Origin of the sequence: Variovorax brevis (assembly GCF_030317105.1) — a bacterium.
Lineage (GTDB): Bacteria > Pseudomonadota > Gammaproteobacteria > Burkholderiales > Burkholderiaceae_C > Variovorax > Variovorax brevis.
Window position 1 is genome coordinate 97,229 of record NZ_JASZYG010000004.1, and the last position, 14,371, is coordinate 111,599.

Sequence of the window (14,371 nt, forward strand, 5' to 3'; positions counted from 1 at the left end):
AGGGCGGCGCGAAGGCCGCGCACGGGTGTCGTAATTCAGCGAATCGCCACGCCCCAGGGCAGCTTGCCCACGGTGATGTCGGTGATCTTGGTGCCCTTGGCCGTGTCGATGACCGACACCACGCCCGAGCGGCCGCACGCCACATAAAGCTTGGCGCCGTCCGGCGTCAACGCCATGTTCCAGGGACGCTGGCCGACGGGGATGGTCGCCGTGATGGTGTCCGTTTTGGTGTCGAGCACCGACACCGTGGCGTCGCCGCCGTTGGAGATGTACACGCGCGTGCCGTCCGGGTGAACGGTGATGCCGTTGGCCCGCAAGCCCGCCTTGATCTTCTTGAGCACGCTGAACTTCAGCGCGTCGATGATGAAAAGCTCGTTGGAGTTTTCAGCCGCGACATAGGCGCGCTTGCCGTCCGGCGAGAAACCGATGCCGCGCGGCCGGTTGCCCACGGGCACCTGCGCGACCTGCTCGCGCTTGGTGAAGTCGATGATGTCCAGCGCCTCACCCTCTTCCGCGCTCACGAAGACGTACTTGCCGTCCGGCGAGAAAACCGCGTGCTCGGGATTCTTGCCGTGCACCTTGATGATGAAGGCGCGCTTGTTGGTCTTGGTGTCGACGAAGGCCACGTCGTTGGACTCTTCCACCGCGGCGACGACCCACTTGCCGTCCGGCGAGATGCCCACGCCTTCCGGCGACTCGCCCAGATCGATGGTGCCCTTGGCCTTGCGCGCCGCCAGGTCGACCATGACGATCTTGTTGTTGGGCTGATCGCTCACATAGGCGGTGCGACCGTCGTTGCTGATGGCCGTGCCGCGCGGCTTCTTGCCCGCGGCGATCTCGGCGACCACTTTGTCCGTTGCCGTGTCAATCACGCTCAGCGTGCCCGAGCCCTCGTTGGGCACATAGGCAAAGGGCGCCGCCAGGCTGAGCGCCGGCAATGCGAGGACACACGGGGCCAACGCCCGCGCAAGAACGGATCGAAACGACATGCTGTCTCCTGATACTGACCGATGCACTCTACTCCCGGACCCTACCAAAGCATTCGGGAAAATATCCCGTCACGCTGCACCCACGCATGGCGCAGGGCCACGACGATGTGGCCCACGATCAGCGCGGTGAAGATGAAGGCCGTGACGACGTGCACGCCATTGAAGATGGCATAGACCTTGGGCAGCGTGGGTGCCCAGGGTTCCAGGTGCACACCGAAAAAGACCACACCGAACTTGCTGAAATTGGAGGCCACATAGCCCGACAGCGGCATGACCACCATGCAGCCATACAGCAGCCAGTGCCCGATGGTGGCGGCACGGCGCTCGCCCATCAGCATCGTGGCCGGCCAGGGCGGCGGCGCATGCCTGAAGCGCCACACGAGGCGCAGCATGATCAGCATGCCCAGCACCATGCCGCACGACTTGTGAAGGTTGATGACGCCGGCCCGCGCAGGCGTGTTGCGCGGCGCGATCTCGTCCAGGAAGAAGCCGAAGGTGATCTGCGACAGCAGCCCGATGGCCAGAAGCCAATGCAGGACGATGGCTGTGCGTGTGTACTTGGTGAAGACGTCGGTTCGCGGCACTGAAGGCATATTACGCGAGCACTACAAGCCCACCAAATACTGTGCGAGGTTTTCAATGTCCTGGTCGCTGAGCGTGTTGGCCACGCTGGTCATGCTGCCCGCATCGTTGGTCCGGCGCCGCGCCTTGAAGTCGGCGAGCTGCTTGATGATGTAGTCGTAGTTCTGGCCCGCCACGCGCGGGATCTCGTTCTGGCCCGCGAAGCCGCCGAGATGGCACATGGTGCAAAGGGTTTCCTCGGCCTTGGCCTTGCCGAGCTTCGCTTTGTCGGCGACCACGGCGAACTTCTGCGGCGGAGGCTTCTGCTTGGCGAAGTAGTCGGACAGTTCGCGCATCTCGTCGCGCGACATGCCGGCGACCATGGGCGTCATGAGATCGTTCTTGCGGCGGCCTTCCTGGAAGTCGCGCAGCTGCAGGTAGAGGTAGCGCGAGGTTTGCCCCGCGATGACGGGATAGGCCGGCAGGATGGGCTTGCCATCGGCGCCGTGGCACGCCGCGCAGGCAGCAGCCTTGGGCGGTGCAGCGGCCGCTCCGCCGGCAGCGGTCGGTGCCGTGCCTTGGGCGCCGGCATGGCCTGCCGTCAAGACAAGAAGCATCGCAGTCGCAAAACCCGCGGCGCCCTGACGCCATCGATGGCGCAGGCCCGGACCCGATCCAGGCGCAGGAGCCTGCACGCCGCGCGACGGGGTTTCGTTGTCTGTACGGCGGTGCAAGCCCAAGGTTCTTTCTGCTGTCAGTTCAGCGCAAACACGATGACGGAGTTGCCGCGCTTGAAGTCCAGCTGCGTGTTGCCACCGGCGGCCACCGCCACGTATTGCTTGCCCTTGACCATGTAAGACACGGCAGGTGCGTTGACGCCGGCGCCGGCCTGGTATTCCCACAGCTTCTTGCCGTTCGTCGCGTCGAACGCGCGGAACAGGCCATTGCCTTCGCCATTGAAGACGAGGTTGCCGGCCGTGGCCAGCACGCCGCCGATCAATGGTTGCTCGGTGTCGTACTTCCACACCATCTTGCCGGTGTCGATGTTGACGGCCGCCAGGCGCCCCCATTGCTTCTCGGACGGAATGACCTTGAAGGCGCCGCCCAGCCACAGCTTGCCGCCGGGGTACGCAGCCTGTTCGACGTGATAGGTCATCGGCTGATGAAGGTTCGCCGCATAGGCCAGGCGCGTCTTGGGGTTGAAGGCCATCGGGCTCCACTCCACGCCGCCGTTGGCGCCGGGCAGCATGCGCGCGCCGTCCTTGGTCGGCAGCACCCACATGTTCTCTTGCGGAACCATCGCTTCGCTGAAGCGGATGAGTTCGCCCGTGGCGCGGTCGTGCACGTACACGTGGCCGGTCTTGCCGCCGTGGATGGCAACCTTGCGCATCTTGCCGTCCTTGCCCTTCGCTTCGGTCAGGATCACGGGCGAGACGGCGTCCAGGTCCCAGATGTCATGCGGCACATACTGGTAGTGCCACTTGTAGGCGCCGGTGTTCAGGTCGACGGCGACGATCGAATCGGTGTAGAGGTTGTCGCCGGGCCGCTCGGCGCCATAGAGGTCGGGGCTCGGGTTGCCGACGACGAAGAAGACGGTGTTGCTTTCCTTGTCGATCGCCGGCGCCATCCACACGCCGCCGCCCAGGGTCTTGTAGAAGTCGGCGTTCTTGGCGAGCGCGGCCTTTTCGGCGGCGATGTCGCGGTGCAGGTCGCGCTGGGTGGCGTCCTTGGTGGCCCAAGTGCCTTCGTGGCCTTTTTCAGGAATGGTGGCGAAGCTCCACAGTTCCTTGCCGTCGTTGGCGTCGAAGGCTTTCACGAAACCGCGGATGCCGTATTCGCCGCCGTTGGTGCCGATGAGGATCTTGCCGTTGACGGCCACTGGCGCCATGGTCTCGGAGTAGCCGGCTTCGGGATCGGCAATCTGCGTGGACCACAGCACCTTGCCGGTCTTGGCGTCGAAGGCCATCAACTTGGCGTCCAGCGTGCCCATGTAGAGCCTGTCGCCCATCACGGCGACGCCGCGGTTGTTGGGGCCGCAGCAGTAGGTGGTCACCGCGCCCATCTTGTGCTTGTAGTGCCAGAACTCCTTGCCGGTGGCGGCGTCCAGCGCATAGATGTGGTTGTACGAGGTCGTGATGTACATGACGCCGTCGACCACGATCGGCGCGGTTTCCATCGACTCCACCACTTCCGTCTGGAAGGTGAAGGCGGGCCTGAGCTTGCTGACGTTGCCCGAGTTGATCTGCGCGCCCGGGTAGTAGCGCGTCTGCGCATAACTCAGGTTGGAGTGCAGGACGTTGGTGCTGTTGCCGGCGGCGGCGTCGAGCTGCTGCTGCGACACCTTCACATCCCTGGGCACCGGCCCGCCGGTGGCCTGCGCCTGCCCCGCGATCTCGGCCTGCCCGAAGGCCGCCAACGACATGAGGCCGAGTACCGGCGCTAAAACCAGCACGCGAGCGCGGCGCTGGACGTTTGACTTCTGCATCGTGGTCTCCTCAGGCTTTGTTTTTTGCCTATGCCTCCACCGACGCGGGTCGACAACGAAGTCGGCTCGTGGAGACAACTTGCAGCGCGTGGGTGGATATGCGCGTCAGGATTTTTTCCCTTTACAAAAGGACACCTTCGTTGTCTCGCTTGCGAGCGTAGCCAGATTCATGTCAACTGAATAGCTATTTTTGATGCCGCATCGCAGCATTCATAGTTACAGGACAGAACCATGCCGCTTTGGGATTTCCCCGCTTTTCAGGTGCTCGCGTCGGGCCTTGTGGCCCTGTTGTTGTGCGTCGTTCCGGTCGGAGCGGCGGCGCAGGCGGAGTCGGATCCGAACCTGAATGCGCAGTTGCTGGTCGCAACGCGACAGGGGGAACTGGGACGCGTGAAGGCCCTCATCGCCCGCGGTGCGGTGGTCGATTCGCGCAACCGGCTGGGCAAGACGCCGTTGCTGATTGCTTGCGAGAAAGGGAGCACTGACATCGGCATTGCGTTGATCGACGCGAAGGCCAACGTCGACCTTCCTTCGCTGGAGCGCGTCACGCCGTTGATCGCGGCCAGCTACAGCGGGGATGCAGTGTTGGTGAAGCGACTGCTTCAGGCTGGTGCGAGGCTGGACGCCGTTGACCACATGAACAAGAGTGCGCCGGTGTATGCGGCAGGTCAGGGGAATGCGGCGGTGCTGGATGCGCTGCTTTCAGCGGGCATCGACGTCAACGCCACCTATGAGCACAAGCTGACGCTGTTGATGTGGGCAGCAGGACAGGGGCAAGGTGAGGCGGTGAAGCTCTTGCTGGCCCGGGGCGCGAAGGCGGACCTGAAGGATGACCGGGGGATGACGGCGATGGACATTGCGCGCGGTGCGGGCAAGGGCGCCGTGGTGGAGACCGCCGGGCTTCATTGAGCCGCCATGCCACGCTGCTAAGGTGCTCCCATCTGGCACCCCGACCACTTCGACGCATGAACTTCGGTACTTTGCAGCCACTCCTCACGGCTTGCCTCCTGGCCTGCGCGCTCCCAACACACGCCTTCGACCTCCAAGCCCACCGCGGCGGCCGCGGCCTCGCGCCCGAGAACACCCTCGCCGCCTTCGGGAACGCACTGGACATCGGCGTTGACACCCTCGAACTCGACATCGGCCTCACCTCGGACGACACCGTCGTCATCTCCCACGACACCTCGCTCAACCCCGACCACACACGCGACGCCAAGGGCGCCTGGCTGACGACCAAGGGCCCCACGATCCGATCGCTCCCGCTGGCGCAGTTGCAGACCTACGACGTCGGCCGCATCAACGCCGACAGCGCCTACGGCAAGCAGTTTGCCGCGCAGCGTGCGCGCGACGGCGAGCGCATTCCGACCCTCGGCGCCCTCTTCACGCAAGTACGCTCCGTCGCCGCGAGCGAGGTGCGCTTCAACATCGAGACCAAGATCGACCCCACGCTGCCCGCCGAGACGGCGTCGCCGGAGGCGATCGTCAAGGCGCTGCTCGCCGTGATCGCGCAGTCCGACATGGCGGGGCGCGTGACCATCCAGAGCTTTGACTGGCGCACGCTGGCGCTCGTCGGCCAGATGGCGCCCAGCCTGCCGCGCGCCTACCTCACCAGCACGCGCACGCTCCGGGACAGCCGCTGGACGTCGGGCCTCGTCCTCGACCGCTTTGGCTCGGTCCCGCAACTGGTCAAGGCCGCAGCCGGCAGCAGCGGCGCAGCCGTGGTCTGGTCGCCCAGCTTCGGCGACCTCACGCAAGACCAAGTGAAGGAGGCCCACAGCCTCGGGCTCGGCGTGCTGCCCTGGACCGTGAACCAACGCGAAGACATGGTGCGCCTCATGGACTGGGGCGTCGACGGCATCATCACCGACTACCCCGACGTGCTGCGCGACCTGATGCGCGAACGTGGCCTGCCCTTGCCCAAGGCGCTCAAGCACTGACAGAACAGCCCCAAACCCTTTCGGGGCTGCAACAATGCATCGGGCACGCGTCCCGTGCTGAAGGAGCCCCCATGAAGAAGGTTTCAGGCCAATCCCCGAAGACAAAGACGCCCCACAAGCCGGCCCTGCTCCCGGGCGCACGGCCCGCGCCACGTCCATCACCGGCCGAGTTCCAGAAGCTCGGCAAGGGCCTGCGCGACGCCTGCCCGCGCGAATCCCACGCGACGTGGAAGCCGGGCTCCCACCGGCCCGACCCGCTGGACCTGCTGGCGCAGTCCAACAAGGGGCGCATCGCCAACCTGATCCCGATCCGCATGGGCCGCATGGTGCGCACGCCCTTCACCTTCTATCGAGGCGCCGCGCTCGGCATGGCGGCCGACCTTTCCACCACGCCCGCCTCGGGCATCCGCGTACAGGCCTGCGGCGACTGCCACCTGATGAACTTCGGCGCCTTTGCCACGCCGGAGCGCAAGGTCATCTTCGACGTGAACGACATGGACGAAACGCTGCCCGCGCCGTGGGAGTGGGACGTCAAGCGGCTCGCGGCCAGCGTGGTCGTGGCCTGCCGCAACAACGGCTTCACCGAAAGCGCAGCGCGCGATGCGACGCTGGCCTGCGTGCGCTCCTACCGCGAGCACATGGCCGAGTACAGCCGCATGTCGGTGCTCGAGGTCTGGTATTCCTCCGTGGAAGTGAAGAAGACGCTTTCGACGATCTCGGACGACCAGGCCCGCAGGCGATTTGAAAAGCGCTTTGAAGCCGTGCGCCAGCGCACCGTGCTCGACCACGACTTTCCCAAGCTCGCGGCGATGGCGGGCGAAGCACCGCGCATCAAGGACAACCCGCCGCTCGTCTATCACCCGACCCCCGAGGGCGGCGAGTCGCTGATCGACCGCACGTGGAACGGCTTGGCCACCTACCGCGATTCGCTGCAGGAAGACCGGCGCACCCTGGTCGACCGCTATCAAATCAAGGACGTCGCCGTCAAGGTGGTGGGCGTGGGCAGCGTGGGCACCTTCTGCGGCATCTTGCTCATGATGGCCAGCGAGGACGACCCGCTCTTCCTGCAGATCAAGGAGGCGCGCCCATCGGTGCTGGAAGCCTATGCCGGCAAGAGCCAGTATGCGAACCACGGCCAGCGCATCGTGAACGGCTACCGGCTCATCCAGTCGGCCAGCGACATCTTCCTGGGCTGGACGCAAGGCGAACTGGGCCGGCACTTCTACGTGCGCCAGTTGCGCGACATGAAGATCAGCGCACTGGTCGACCTCTTCACACCCAGCGTGATGAGCGATTACGCCGCGGCCTGCGGCTGGACGCTGGCACGTGCCCATGCGCGATCAGGCGCACCGGCGCACATCAGCGGCTACCTCGGCAAGAGCGACACCTTCGACAAGGCCATCGCCAAGTTCGCCGCCGCCTACGCGGACCAGAACGAGCGCGACCACGAGGTGCTGCGCAAGGCGGTGCTGGACGGGCAGATCGAAGTGGTCATCGAACCGGAATAGGGAGTGCCGGATCAAGACTCAGCGTGATGCGGGTGCGTGGAGACTCGATCAGCGTCTCCCTCAACCCACCGCTCCACCATAATCGGCCGCCATGCCCTGTGGAACCCTTGAAGCACCTCCCCGCTTGCCCCGTCACCTGAGCGGTCCAACGCGCACTACGCAGGAGACGCGATGAACGCAGGAGGCCCGATGAACACAGGCGCCATCACCGACGTCGCCGGCATCGAAGTCGGCCATTACACCGACGCGCGACGGCCCACGGGCTGCACCGTCGTCATCGCGCGCGAAGGAGCGGTCGCAGGCGTCGATGTTCGCGGCGCCGCGCCGGGCACGCGCGAGACCGACCTGCTCGCGCCGGGCAACCTCGTGCAGCATGTGCACGCCGTCATGCTCGCGGGCGGCAGCGCCTGGGGCCTGGCCGCTGCCGATGGGGCGGTGCGCTGGCTGGAGGAACGCGGCGTCGGCATGGACGTGCGCTTTGGCACCCTGCCCATCGTGCCGGCGGCCGTGCTCTTCGACCTGCCCTTGGGCGACGCGCGCATCCGACCCGACGCGGCGGCCGGCTATGCGGCTTGCGAAGCGGCTTCGTCGACCGCGCCCGCCGAAGGCAATGTAGGCGCTGGCAGCGGCGCGCTCGTGGGCAAGCTTTTTGGCGTGGCGCGTGCCACGAAGGGCGGCATCGGCACCGCTTCCATCACGGTGCGCGGCGTCACCGTCGGCGCGCTGATCGCGTGCAATGCGCTGGGCGATGTGCTCGATCCCGACACGGCCACTGTCGTCGCCGGAGCGCGCACGCCCGACGGCCGCGCCCTGCTCGACACCCGCCGCGCCTTGATCCGTGGCGAACTTCCAAAACCCCTGCTCGCCGGCACCAACACCACGCTGGGGGTGATCGCGACCGACGCCGTCCTCACCAAGGTGCAGGCCAACCGCCTGGCCACCGTGGCGCACGACGGCCTTGCACGCGCCATCAATCCGGTCCACACCATGAGCGATGGCGACACGCTCTTCGCGCTCGCGACCGGCCGCGTCGCGCTCACCGACGAATCGCCTGGCATGACCGTGCTGGGCGCGCTGGCCGCCGAAGTGGTCGCGCGTGCCACCTTGCGCGCAGTGCAGGCGGCGCGTGCCGTCACGGTGATGTCGGAAGGTGCGAGCCTGCACATTCCCTGCGCGGCCGATTTTGGTGCACACCATTGAAGAATCGCTTGACCATGCCCAAGACGCTCAAGCTCATCCTGCTGTCGATCCGCGACCTGATCGTCTCGATCGGGCCGGTCGCCTTCATCGTCGTCGGCCTGCTGGTGCTGGCCTACTGGTGGCTCGATCCGCAGCCGCCCAAGCAGGTGACGCTCGCCACCGGCCCGGCCGGCAGCGCGTATGCGGAGTTCGGCAAGCGCTATGCAACGGCGCTCAAGGCCGATGGCATCGAGGTCATCCTCAAGCCGACCGAAGGCTCGCTGGACAACCTGGCCCTCTTGCGAAAGGGTGAGGCCGATGTCGCCTTCGTGCGCGGCGGCAGTGCCGATCCGGTAGCAGATGAAGAAGCCGGGCTCACTTCCCTGGGCGCCCTCTTCTACGAACCGATGTGGGTGTTCTACCGCACCGAGGCGGGACGCAAGGTCGATCGAAAGTCCAGCCAGCTCAACGCGCTGTCGCAACTCAAGGGCTTTCGGTTGAACATCGACAAGCCCGGCAGCGGCGTGCCCGACGTGGTGAACCAGATGCTCAAGGCGAACCGCATCGACCCGACTTCGCTCGAGTTGTCCTACCTCGAGCAGACGCCCGCCACCGAAGCCTTGCTGGCCGGCATGCTGGACGCCATCGTGCTCGCCTCGGCGCCGCAATCGCCACTGGTGCAAAAACTTCTTCGCACGCCGGGCATCTCGCTGATGGACTTCCAGCAGGCCGAAGCTTACGTGCGGCGCTTTGCCTTCCTGCAGGACGTGACGTTGCCGCGCGGTGTGGTCGATCTTGCCGCCGACCTGCCGCCGCATGACCTGACGCTTCTGGCCACGACGACATCGCTGCTGTCGCGCGAGCAGACGCACCCCGCCCTGCGCCAGCTGTTTGCGCAAAGCGCCCAAACCATCCACAGCACGGGAGGCTGGTTCAACCGCGCGCGGGATTTTCCGAACACCAAAACCAGCGAATTGCCAGTGAGCCCCGAAGGAGACCGCGCCATCAACGGCACGCCGCCCTTCTGGCAACGCTACCTGCCCTTCTGGGCGAGCAACCTGTTCGAGCGGATGTGGCTGGTGCTGGGCGGCTTGCTGGTGTTGATGCTGCCGCTGGGCCGCGTGGTGCCGCCGCTCTACCAGTTCCGCGTGCGCTCGCGCGTGTTTCGCTGGTACGGGCAGCTTCGCGACATCGAGCACCGGCTGGAAACCCGCACTGAAGACCCGGCCGTGCTCCAGCGCGAAATCGAAGCACTGGAAGCCAACGCCAACAAGGTGACGGTGCCGCTCTCATACGCCAGCGAGCTGTACGCCCTGCGCAGCAACATCTATGCGGCGCGCAAGCGGATCGAGCGCGCTGCGCCGCAGCAGGCGGCCGTTGAGCAAGACAGTCCGGCGCCCTGATACGCAGGCGCCGGTCCAGCTTCCATAATCGGCGGCCATGTCCCCTGGACCCCGCACAGCAATCGGCGTATCCGTCGTCGATCCGCACAACGCACGCAGGAGCCGCACATGCCCATCGACATGACGCGACCGGGCCCGGGCATCGTCGATGCTTCGACCTTGGCCACAGGCATCGCGCGCGAAGGCGAAACCGACGCCGAACGCATCGCGCGCGAACGCCGGCACCTGCTGCGCTTCATCCTGCGCTTGGGGCACCTGCTGCTCGCCACAGGCGCCGCCGCGGGCGTGGTCGAGACGACCTTGCGGCGCATCGCCAAGACATACCAGATCGAGCACTTCAACGCGCTGGCCCTGCCCACCGTGGTGTTCGTGAATTTCGCGGATGAGGATTCGCTGCAGATCGAGTTCACCGCCGAGCAAGGGCTCATCCTTCGCTTCGACCAGATCGAAGCGATCTACGAGCTCACGCGCGACGCGGAAAACGCACCGATCGACCCGACCGAAGGCCTCAAACGCGTCAACGCCATCCTGGCGATGGCGCCGCGTTTCAACCAGCAGTGGGGCATCCTGGGGCACGTGCTGGCGACGATCGGCATCGCGCTGGTGCTGCGACCGTCGGCGGACGTCGTCGGCGCGGCGGCGTTCTTCGGCCTCATCGTGGGCGTGCTCAAGGTGATGGCGCGCGACCGGGGAATCGTCACGACGCTGTTGCCGACCTTTGCGGCCTTTGTGGTGGCGCTGGTGGCCCTGGAAGGCGCGCGACATGGATTTGCGGCAAGCCCGATCTACGTGCTGGTGGCCTCGCTCCTGACCTTCCTGCCCGGCGGCACGCTCGCCATCGCCAGCGTGGAACTCGCCTATGGCGACGTCGTGTCCGGCGGCACGCGCTTCGTGTCGGGCATGCTGCAACTCGTGTTCCTGATGCTCGGGATGCTGGCGGCGGCGTCGCTGGTGGGGCTGCCTCCGGAGAATCTGCTCGCCCCCGTGCCCGATGCCACAGTACGCGTCTGGGCGCCGTGGCTGGGGGTACTGCTCTTCGGAGTCGGCCACATGCTGCACTACTCGGCGCGCGTGCGCTCGCTCCCCTGGTTGCTGGCGGTGCTGTTCATCGCGCAGGGCGGACAGGTGATCGGCAACGCCATCTTCGGTGGGTACATGGGCGCGTTCTTCGCGGCGACGCTGATCACGCCGGCCGCCTACATCGTGCAATACCGATTCGGCGGACCGCCCGCCATGGTGACCTTCACGCCGGCGCTGTGGATCCTGGTGCCCGGGTCGCTGGGCCTCATCGGGCTGGCCGAACTGGTAGGCAACGACCGGCTGGCGGGTGTCGAGAACTTCGTGACCACGCTGTTCTCCATCGTCGCCATCGGCTTGGGCACCGTGGTGGGAACGGCCTTCTACAACATGCTGTTCGAGCCGGTGTTCCAGCGCGCGGGCACCATGGCGGACATCATGCTGCGCTACCTCAAGCTGCGCCGTTGAGCCTCGAATGCTCATGGCCTTGTCGTTGCCGGGACAGCAACCGGTTCACAGTTTGCCTAGAATCTGCGCTTCGGCTTCGGCCGAAAAGCGTTCTCAGGGCGGGGTGTAACTCCCCACCGGCGGTGACGGCGGCAGGTCTTCAACAAGGCCCGACTGCACAAGCCCGCGAGCGCCCGCCAATCGCAATGAGTGGCGGGGTCAGCAGACCCGGTTGGATTCCGGGGCCGACGGTCACAGTCCGGATGAAAGAGAGCGCGAGCCAGCGAATGGGCCGTGGGCGCTTGTGCGTCCGCGCCGGTTTGCCGTTTCGTGCGCCCTGATTCAGGCAACCCTGCATTCAACGAGGTGCACCATGAGTCAGATCAACGACCTTCCCCTTTCCGCCATGCCCACCGCCCATTCCGGCGAAGGCAAGCGCATCGCCTTTGTCCAGGCGCAATGGCATTCGGACATCGTCCACCAGGCGCGCGACGCCTTTCTGGAGGAGATGGCGCGCCAGGGCGTGCCCCGCGAGCAGATCGACGTGCTCGACGTGCCCGGCGCCTTCGAGATTCCGCTGCACGCCAAGCGGCTGTCCTTGTCGGGCAGATACGACGCCATCGTGGCCTGCGCGCTGGTGGTCGACGGCGGCATCTACCGCCACGAATTCGTTGCCAGCACCGTCGTCAGTTCGCTGATGTCGATCCAGCTGGAAACGGGCGTGCCGATCATGTCGGCCGTGCTCACGCCGCACCACTTCCACGAGCACGTGGAGCACCGCAAGTACTTCCACCGCCACTTCGCCATCAAGGGCACCGAGGCGGCGGAGGCTTGCGTGAAGACCATCGCAGGCCTGCGCCAAGTCGAGGCGATGCTGGCCGCCTGATCGCGGCTTGGGCAGCGCGTCGTCAGCTGCGCGCGGGGATCGTCAGGCCCCGCGCGACGGCTGGCCGCTCGACGAAGGCCGACAGCACGCGGCCCACGTTCGAATACTCCTTGAAGCCCACCAGATCGCCCGCTTCATAGAAGCCGATCAGGTTGCGCACCCAGGGAAAGGTTGCGATGTCGGCGATGGTGTACTGGTCGCCCATGAGCCAGTTGCGACCCGCCAGGCGCGTTTCCAGCACGCCGAGCAGGCGCTTCGCTTCGGCCACGTAGCGGTCGCGCGGGCGCTTGTCCTCGTAGTCCTTGCCAGCAAATTTGTTGAAGAAACCGAGCTGGCCGAACATCGGACCGATGCCGCCCATCTGGAACATCAGCCACTGGATGGTTTCGTAGCGGGCCGCCGGATCGGTGGGCAAGAGCTTGCCCGTCTTGTCGGCCAGGTACATCAGGATGGCGCCGGATTCGAAGAGCGCCAGCGGCTTGCCGCCCGGCCCGTTCGGGTCAAGGATGGCGGGAATCTTGTTGTTCGGGTTGAGCGAGATGAACGCCGGCGTCATCTGGTCGCTCTTGCCAAAGTCGACGAGGTGCACTTCGTAGGGCAGCCCGGTTTCCTCCAGCATGATCGACACCTTCACGCCATTGGGCGTGGGCAGCGAGTAAAGCTGCAGTCGATCCGGGTGCGTGGCGGGCCATTTCTGGGTGATGGGAAAGGTGGAAAGGTCGGTCATTGGCCCGATTCTGACTGCCCCCGGGCTTTCCCGCCCAAGCGTGAAAATTTGCCGGCAACCCTCTCCCCTTCGTGTCTCAAGATGTGTAATCTTGTAACCATATTTAACATTTAACACGAAGGAGAATTCATGAAATGGGTCGCCAGCAGCATTGCGCTGAGTCTTCTTGTGCTTTCCGGATGTGCATCTTTCTCGCATAACGCACCCGTCAAGGCCGCCGGTGGCGTGCTGGTGAACGCGAAGGGACTGACGCTCTACACCTTCGACAAGGACGTTCCCGGCCGCTCCAACTGCAACGGCGACTGCGCTGTGAAATGGCCGCCCGTCCTCGCCACCGACGGCGCCCGCCCCGGCGGTGACTACTCGATCGTGACCCGTGACGATGGCCGCAAGCAATGGGCGTTTCGCGGCAAGCCCCTGTACACGTGGCCGGAGGACCAGGAGCCGGGCGACAAGTACGGCGACAACTACCTGAAGGTCTGGCACATCATCGCGGGCTGATGCTGTGAAATTGCACATGCGCGGCCTTGTCGCCGCAGCCCTGCTCGCCCTTGCCGGCCATGCCGCCGCAACACCCTTGCAGGTGAGCGTGCTCGACAAGGAGGGCAAGCCGGTGATCAATGCGGTCGTGGTCGTCGTCAGCGCGGCGGCCGTGCCTGCAGCGACCCCCGGCCTGCCGAAGGACGTGGTCATCGCCCAGCAGAACATGCGTTTCATGCCTGCCATCAGCCTCGTGGCCGTGGGCGCCAAGGCGCGTTTTCTGAACAACGACCCCTGGGAACACCACGTGCGCGCCTCGGCCGCGGGCATTGCGCAGTTCAACGATGACGCCGCCGGCGGCTTCGAACTGCGCATCGACGGCAAGCAGGACGGCAAGCCCGGCAAGTTCGCCGACGCGGTGTTCGACAAGGCCGGCGCTGTGTTGCTCGGCTGCCACCTGCACAACTCGATGCGCGGCCACGTCTACGTGAGCGATTCGCCATGGGCTTCGCTGACCAGCGCCGAAGGCGTTGCTTCGCTCGATGTGCCTGAAGGAGCCGCGATCATCAAGGTGTGGCACCCGGACCAATTGATCGACATTGCACCGCAGCAGACCGTGATCTCGGCGGCGCCCGCCAAGGCGACGATGCAACTGAGCGTGGTGCCCCGCGGGCGTCGCATCTGAAGGCCAAAGACCGGGCGGCCGATACGTCTTGTGGCAGGTGATACGCGCGACTGGGCGCGGGCGCGGC

The 14,371-nt window shown here is 65.8% G+C and carries 14 protein-coding genes and 1 riboswitch; of the genes, 9 read left to right on the plus strand and 5 right to left on the minus strand.

Annotated elements, in window-relative coordinates:
• Positions 1 to 35: 35 nt before the first annotated feature.
• From QTI66_RS13230 to QTI66_RS13245, 4 genes are all read right to left on the minus strand, one after another.
• Positions 36 to 989, minus strand: coding sequence for a beta-propeller fold lactonase family protein (locus QTI66_RS13230; RefSeq protein WP_286560108.1), 954 nt, complete (start codon positions 987 to 989; stop codon positions 36 to 38).
• A 41-nt stretch (positions 990 to 1,030) separates the two neighbouring features.
• Complete coding sequence (locus QTI66_RS13235) at positions 1,031 to 1,573, minus strand: cytochrome b (protein ID WP_286560110.1); 543 nt, start codon at positions 1,571 to 1,573, stop codon at positions 1,031 to 1,033.
• A 21-nt stretch (positions 1,574 to 1,594) separates the two neighbouring features.
• A complete protein-coding gene (locus QTI66_RS13240) occupies positions 1,595 to 2,167 on the minus strand; it encodes a c-type cytochrome (RefSeq protein ID WP_286560111.1) in 573 nt (190 codons plus the stop codon).
• Between the two features lie 137 nt (positions 2,168 to 2,304).
• Positions 2,305 to 4,035: a pyrroloquinoline quinone-dependent dehydrogenase gene (locus tag QTI66_RS13245; RefSeq protein WP_444814996.1), complete on the minus strand. Its 1,731-nt coding sequence runs from the start codon at positions 4,033 to 4,035 to the stop codon at positions 2,305 to 2,307.
• 231 nt (positions 4,036 to 4,266) lie between these two features.
• Here QTI66_RS13245 and QTI66_RS13250 point away from each other — a divergent pair, with 231 nt between their 5' ends.
• The 7 genes from QTI66_RS13250 (at position 4,267) to QTI66_RS13280 (ending at position 12,412) form a co-directional block, all read left to right on the plus strand.
• Positions 4,267 to 4,944 carry an ankyrin repeat domain-containing protein gene (locus QTI66_RS13250; protein WP_286560113.1) on the plus strand — a complete coding sequence of 226 codons (678 nt, stop codon included), beginning with the start codon at positions 4,267 to 4,269 and terminating at the stop codon, positions 4,942 to 4,944.
• Positions 4,945 to 5,000: 56 nt separating this feature from the next.
• The gene (locus tag QTI66_RS13255; RefSeq protein ID WP_286560115.1) at positions 5,001 to 5,972 is read left to right on the plus strand and encodes a glycerophosphodiester phosphodiesterase; all 972 of its coding nucleotides are present in this window, start codon (positions 5,001 to 5,003) and stop codon (positions 5,970 to 5,972) included.
• Positions 5,973 to 6,043: 71 nt separating this feature from the next.
• On the plus strand, positions 6,044 to 7,480 hold the full coding sequence (locus QTI66_RS13260) for a DUF2252 domain-containing protein (RefSeq protein WP_286560116.1): 1,437 nt from the start codon (positions 6,044 to 6,046) through the stop codon (positions 7,478 to 7,480).
• Positions 7,481 to 7,669: 189 nt separating this feature from the next.
• On the plus strand, positions 7,670 to 8,680 hold the full coding sequence (locus tag QTI66_RS13265; protein ID WP_286560118.1) for a P1 family peptidase: 1,011 nt from the start codon (positions 7,670 to 7,672) through the stop codon (positions 8,678 to 8,680).
• A gap of 8 nt (positions 8,681 to 8,688) precedes the next feature.
• Positions 8,689 to 10,062: a TAXI family TRAP transporter solute-binding subunit gene (locus QTI66_RS13270; RefSeq protein WP_286560119.1), complete on the plus strand. Its 1,374-nt coding sequence runs from the start codon at positions 8,689 to 8,691 to the stop codon at positions 10,060 to 10,062.
• Between the two features lie 108 nt (positions 10,063 to 10,170).
• Positions 10,171 to 11,547 carry a threonine/serine exporter family protein gene (locus tag QTI66_RS13275; RefSeq protein ID WP_286560121.1) on the plus strand — a complete coding sequence of 459 codons (1,377 nt, stop codon included), beginning with the start codon at positions 10,171 to 10,173 and terminating at the stop codon, positions 11,545 to 11,547.
• Positions 11,548 to 11,632: 85 nt separating this feature from the next.
• A riboswitch (FMN riboswitch) is annotated at positions 11,633 to 11,805 on the plus strand.
• 94 nt (positions 11,806 to 11,899) lie between these two features.
• Positions 11,900 to 12,412: a 6,7-dimethyl-8-ribityllumazine synthase gene (locus QTI66_RS13280; protein WP_286560122.1), complete on the plus strand. Its 513-nt coding sequence runs from the start codon at positions 11,900 to 11,902 to the stop codon at positions 12,410 to 12,412.
• A gap of 22 nt (positions 12,413 to 12,434) precedes the next feature.
• Here the strand turns inward: QTI66_RS13280 and QTI66_RS13285 are convergent, their stop codons facing one another.
• Positions 12,435 to 13,139 carry a glutathione S-transferase N-terminal domain-containing protein gene (locus QTI66_RS13285; RefSeq protein ID WP_286560124.1) on the minus strand — a complete coding sequence of 235 codons (705 nt, stop codon included), beginning with the start codon at positions 13,137 to 13,139 and terminating at the stop codon, positions 12,435 to 12,437.
• A 129-nt stretch (positions 13,140 to 13,268) separates the two neighbouring features.
• On the opposite strand from QTI66_RS13285, the gene QTI66_RS13290 reads away from it, so the two are divergent.
• Complete coding sequence (locus QTI66_RS13290) at positions 13,269 to 13,640, plus strand: COG4315 family predicted lipoprotein (RefSeq protein ID WP_286560139.1); 372 nt, start codon at positions 13,269 to 13,271, stop codon at positions 13,638 to 13,640.
• Positions 13,641 to 13,656: 16 nt separating this feature from the next.
• Positions 13,657 to 14,304 carry a cupredoxin domain-containing protein gene (locus QTI66_RS13295; protein WP_286560141.1) on the plus strand — a complete coding sequence of 216 codons (648 nt, stop codon included), beginning with the start codon at positions 13,657 to 13,659 and terminating at the stop codon, positions 14,302 to 14,304.
• Positions 14,305 to 14,371 lie beyond the last annotated feature (67 nt).

Excerpts from the sequence above, each read along its gene's own strand:
- QTI66_RS13230 (WP_286560108.1), bottom strand. The coding sequence starts at position 989 with ATGTCGTTTCGATCCGTTCTTGCGCGGGCGTTGGCCCCGTGTGTCCTC.
- QTI66_RS13240 (WP_286560111.1), bottom strand. The coding sequence starts at position 2,167 with ATGCTTCTTGTCTTGACGGCAGGCCATGCCGGCGCCCAAGGCACGGCA.
- QTI66_RS13245 (WP_444814996.1), bottom strand. The coding sequence starts at position 4,035 with ATGCAGAAGTCAAACGTCCAGCGCCGCGCTCGCGTGCTGGTTTTAGCG.
- QTI66_RS13250 (WP_286560113.1), top strand. The coding sequence starts at position 4,267 with ATGCCGCTTTGGGATTTCCCCGCTTTTCAGGTGCTCGCGTCGGGCCTT.
- QTI66_RS13255 (WP_286560115.1), top strand. The coding sequence starts at position 5,001 with ATGAACTTCGGTACTTTGCAGCCACTCCTCACGGCTTGCCTCCTGGCC.
- QTI66_RS13260 (WP_286560116.1), top strand. The coding sequence starts at position 6,044 with ATGAAGAAGGTTTCAGGCCAATCCCCGAAGACAAAGACGCCCCACAAG.
- QTI66_RS13265 (WP_286560118.1), top strand. The coding sequence starts at position 7,670 with ATGAACACAGGCGCCATCACCGACGTCGCCGGCATCGAAGTCGGCCAT.
- QTI66_RS13275 (WP_286560121.1), top strand. The coding sequence starts at position 10,171 with ATGCCCATCGACATGACGCGACCGGGCCCGGGCATCGTCGATGCTTCG.
- QTI66_RS13280 (WP_286560122.1), top strand. The coding sequence starts at position 11,900 with ATGAGTCAGATCAACGACCTTCCCCTTTCCGCCATGCCCACCGCCCAT.
- QTI66_RS13285 (WP_286560124.1), bottom strand. The coding sequence starts at position 13,139 with ATGACCGACCTTTCCACCTTTCCCATCACCCAGAAATGGCCCGCCACG.
- QTI66_RS13290 (WP_286560139.1), top strand. The coding sequence starts at position 13,269 with ATGAAATGGGTCGCCAGCAGCATTGCGCTGAGTCTTCTTGTGCTTTCC.
- QTI66_RS13295 (WP_286560141.1), top strand. The coding sequence starts at position 13,657 with ATGCGCGGCCTTGTCGCCGCAGCCCTGCTCGCCCTTGCCGGCCATGCC.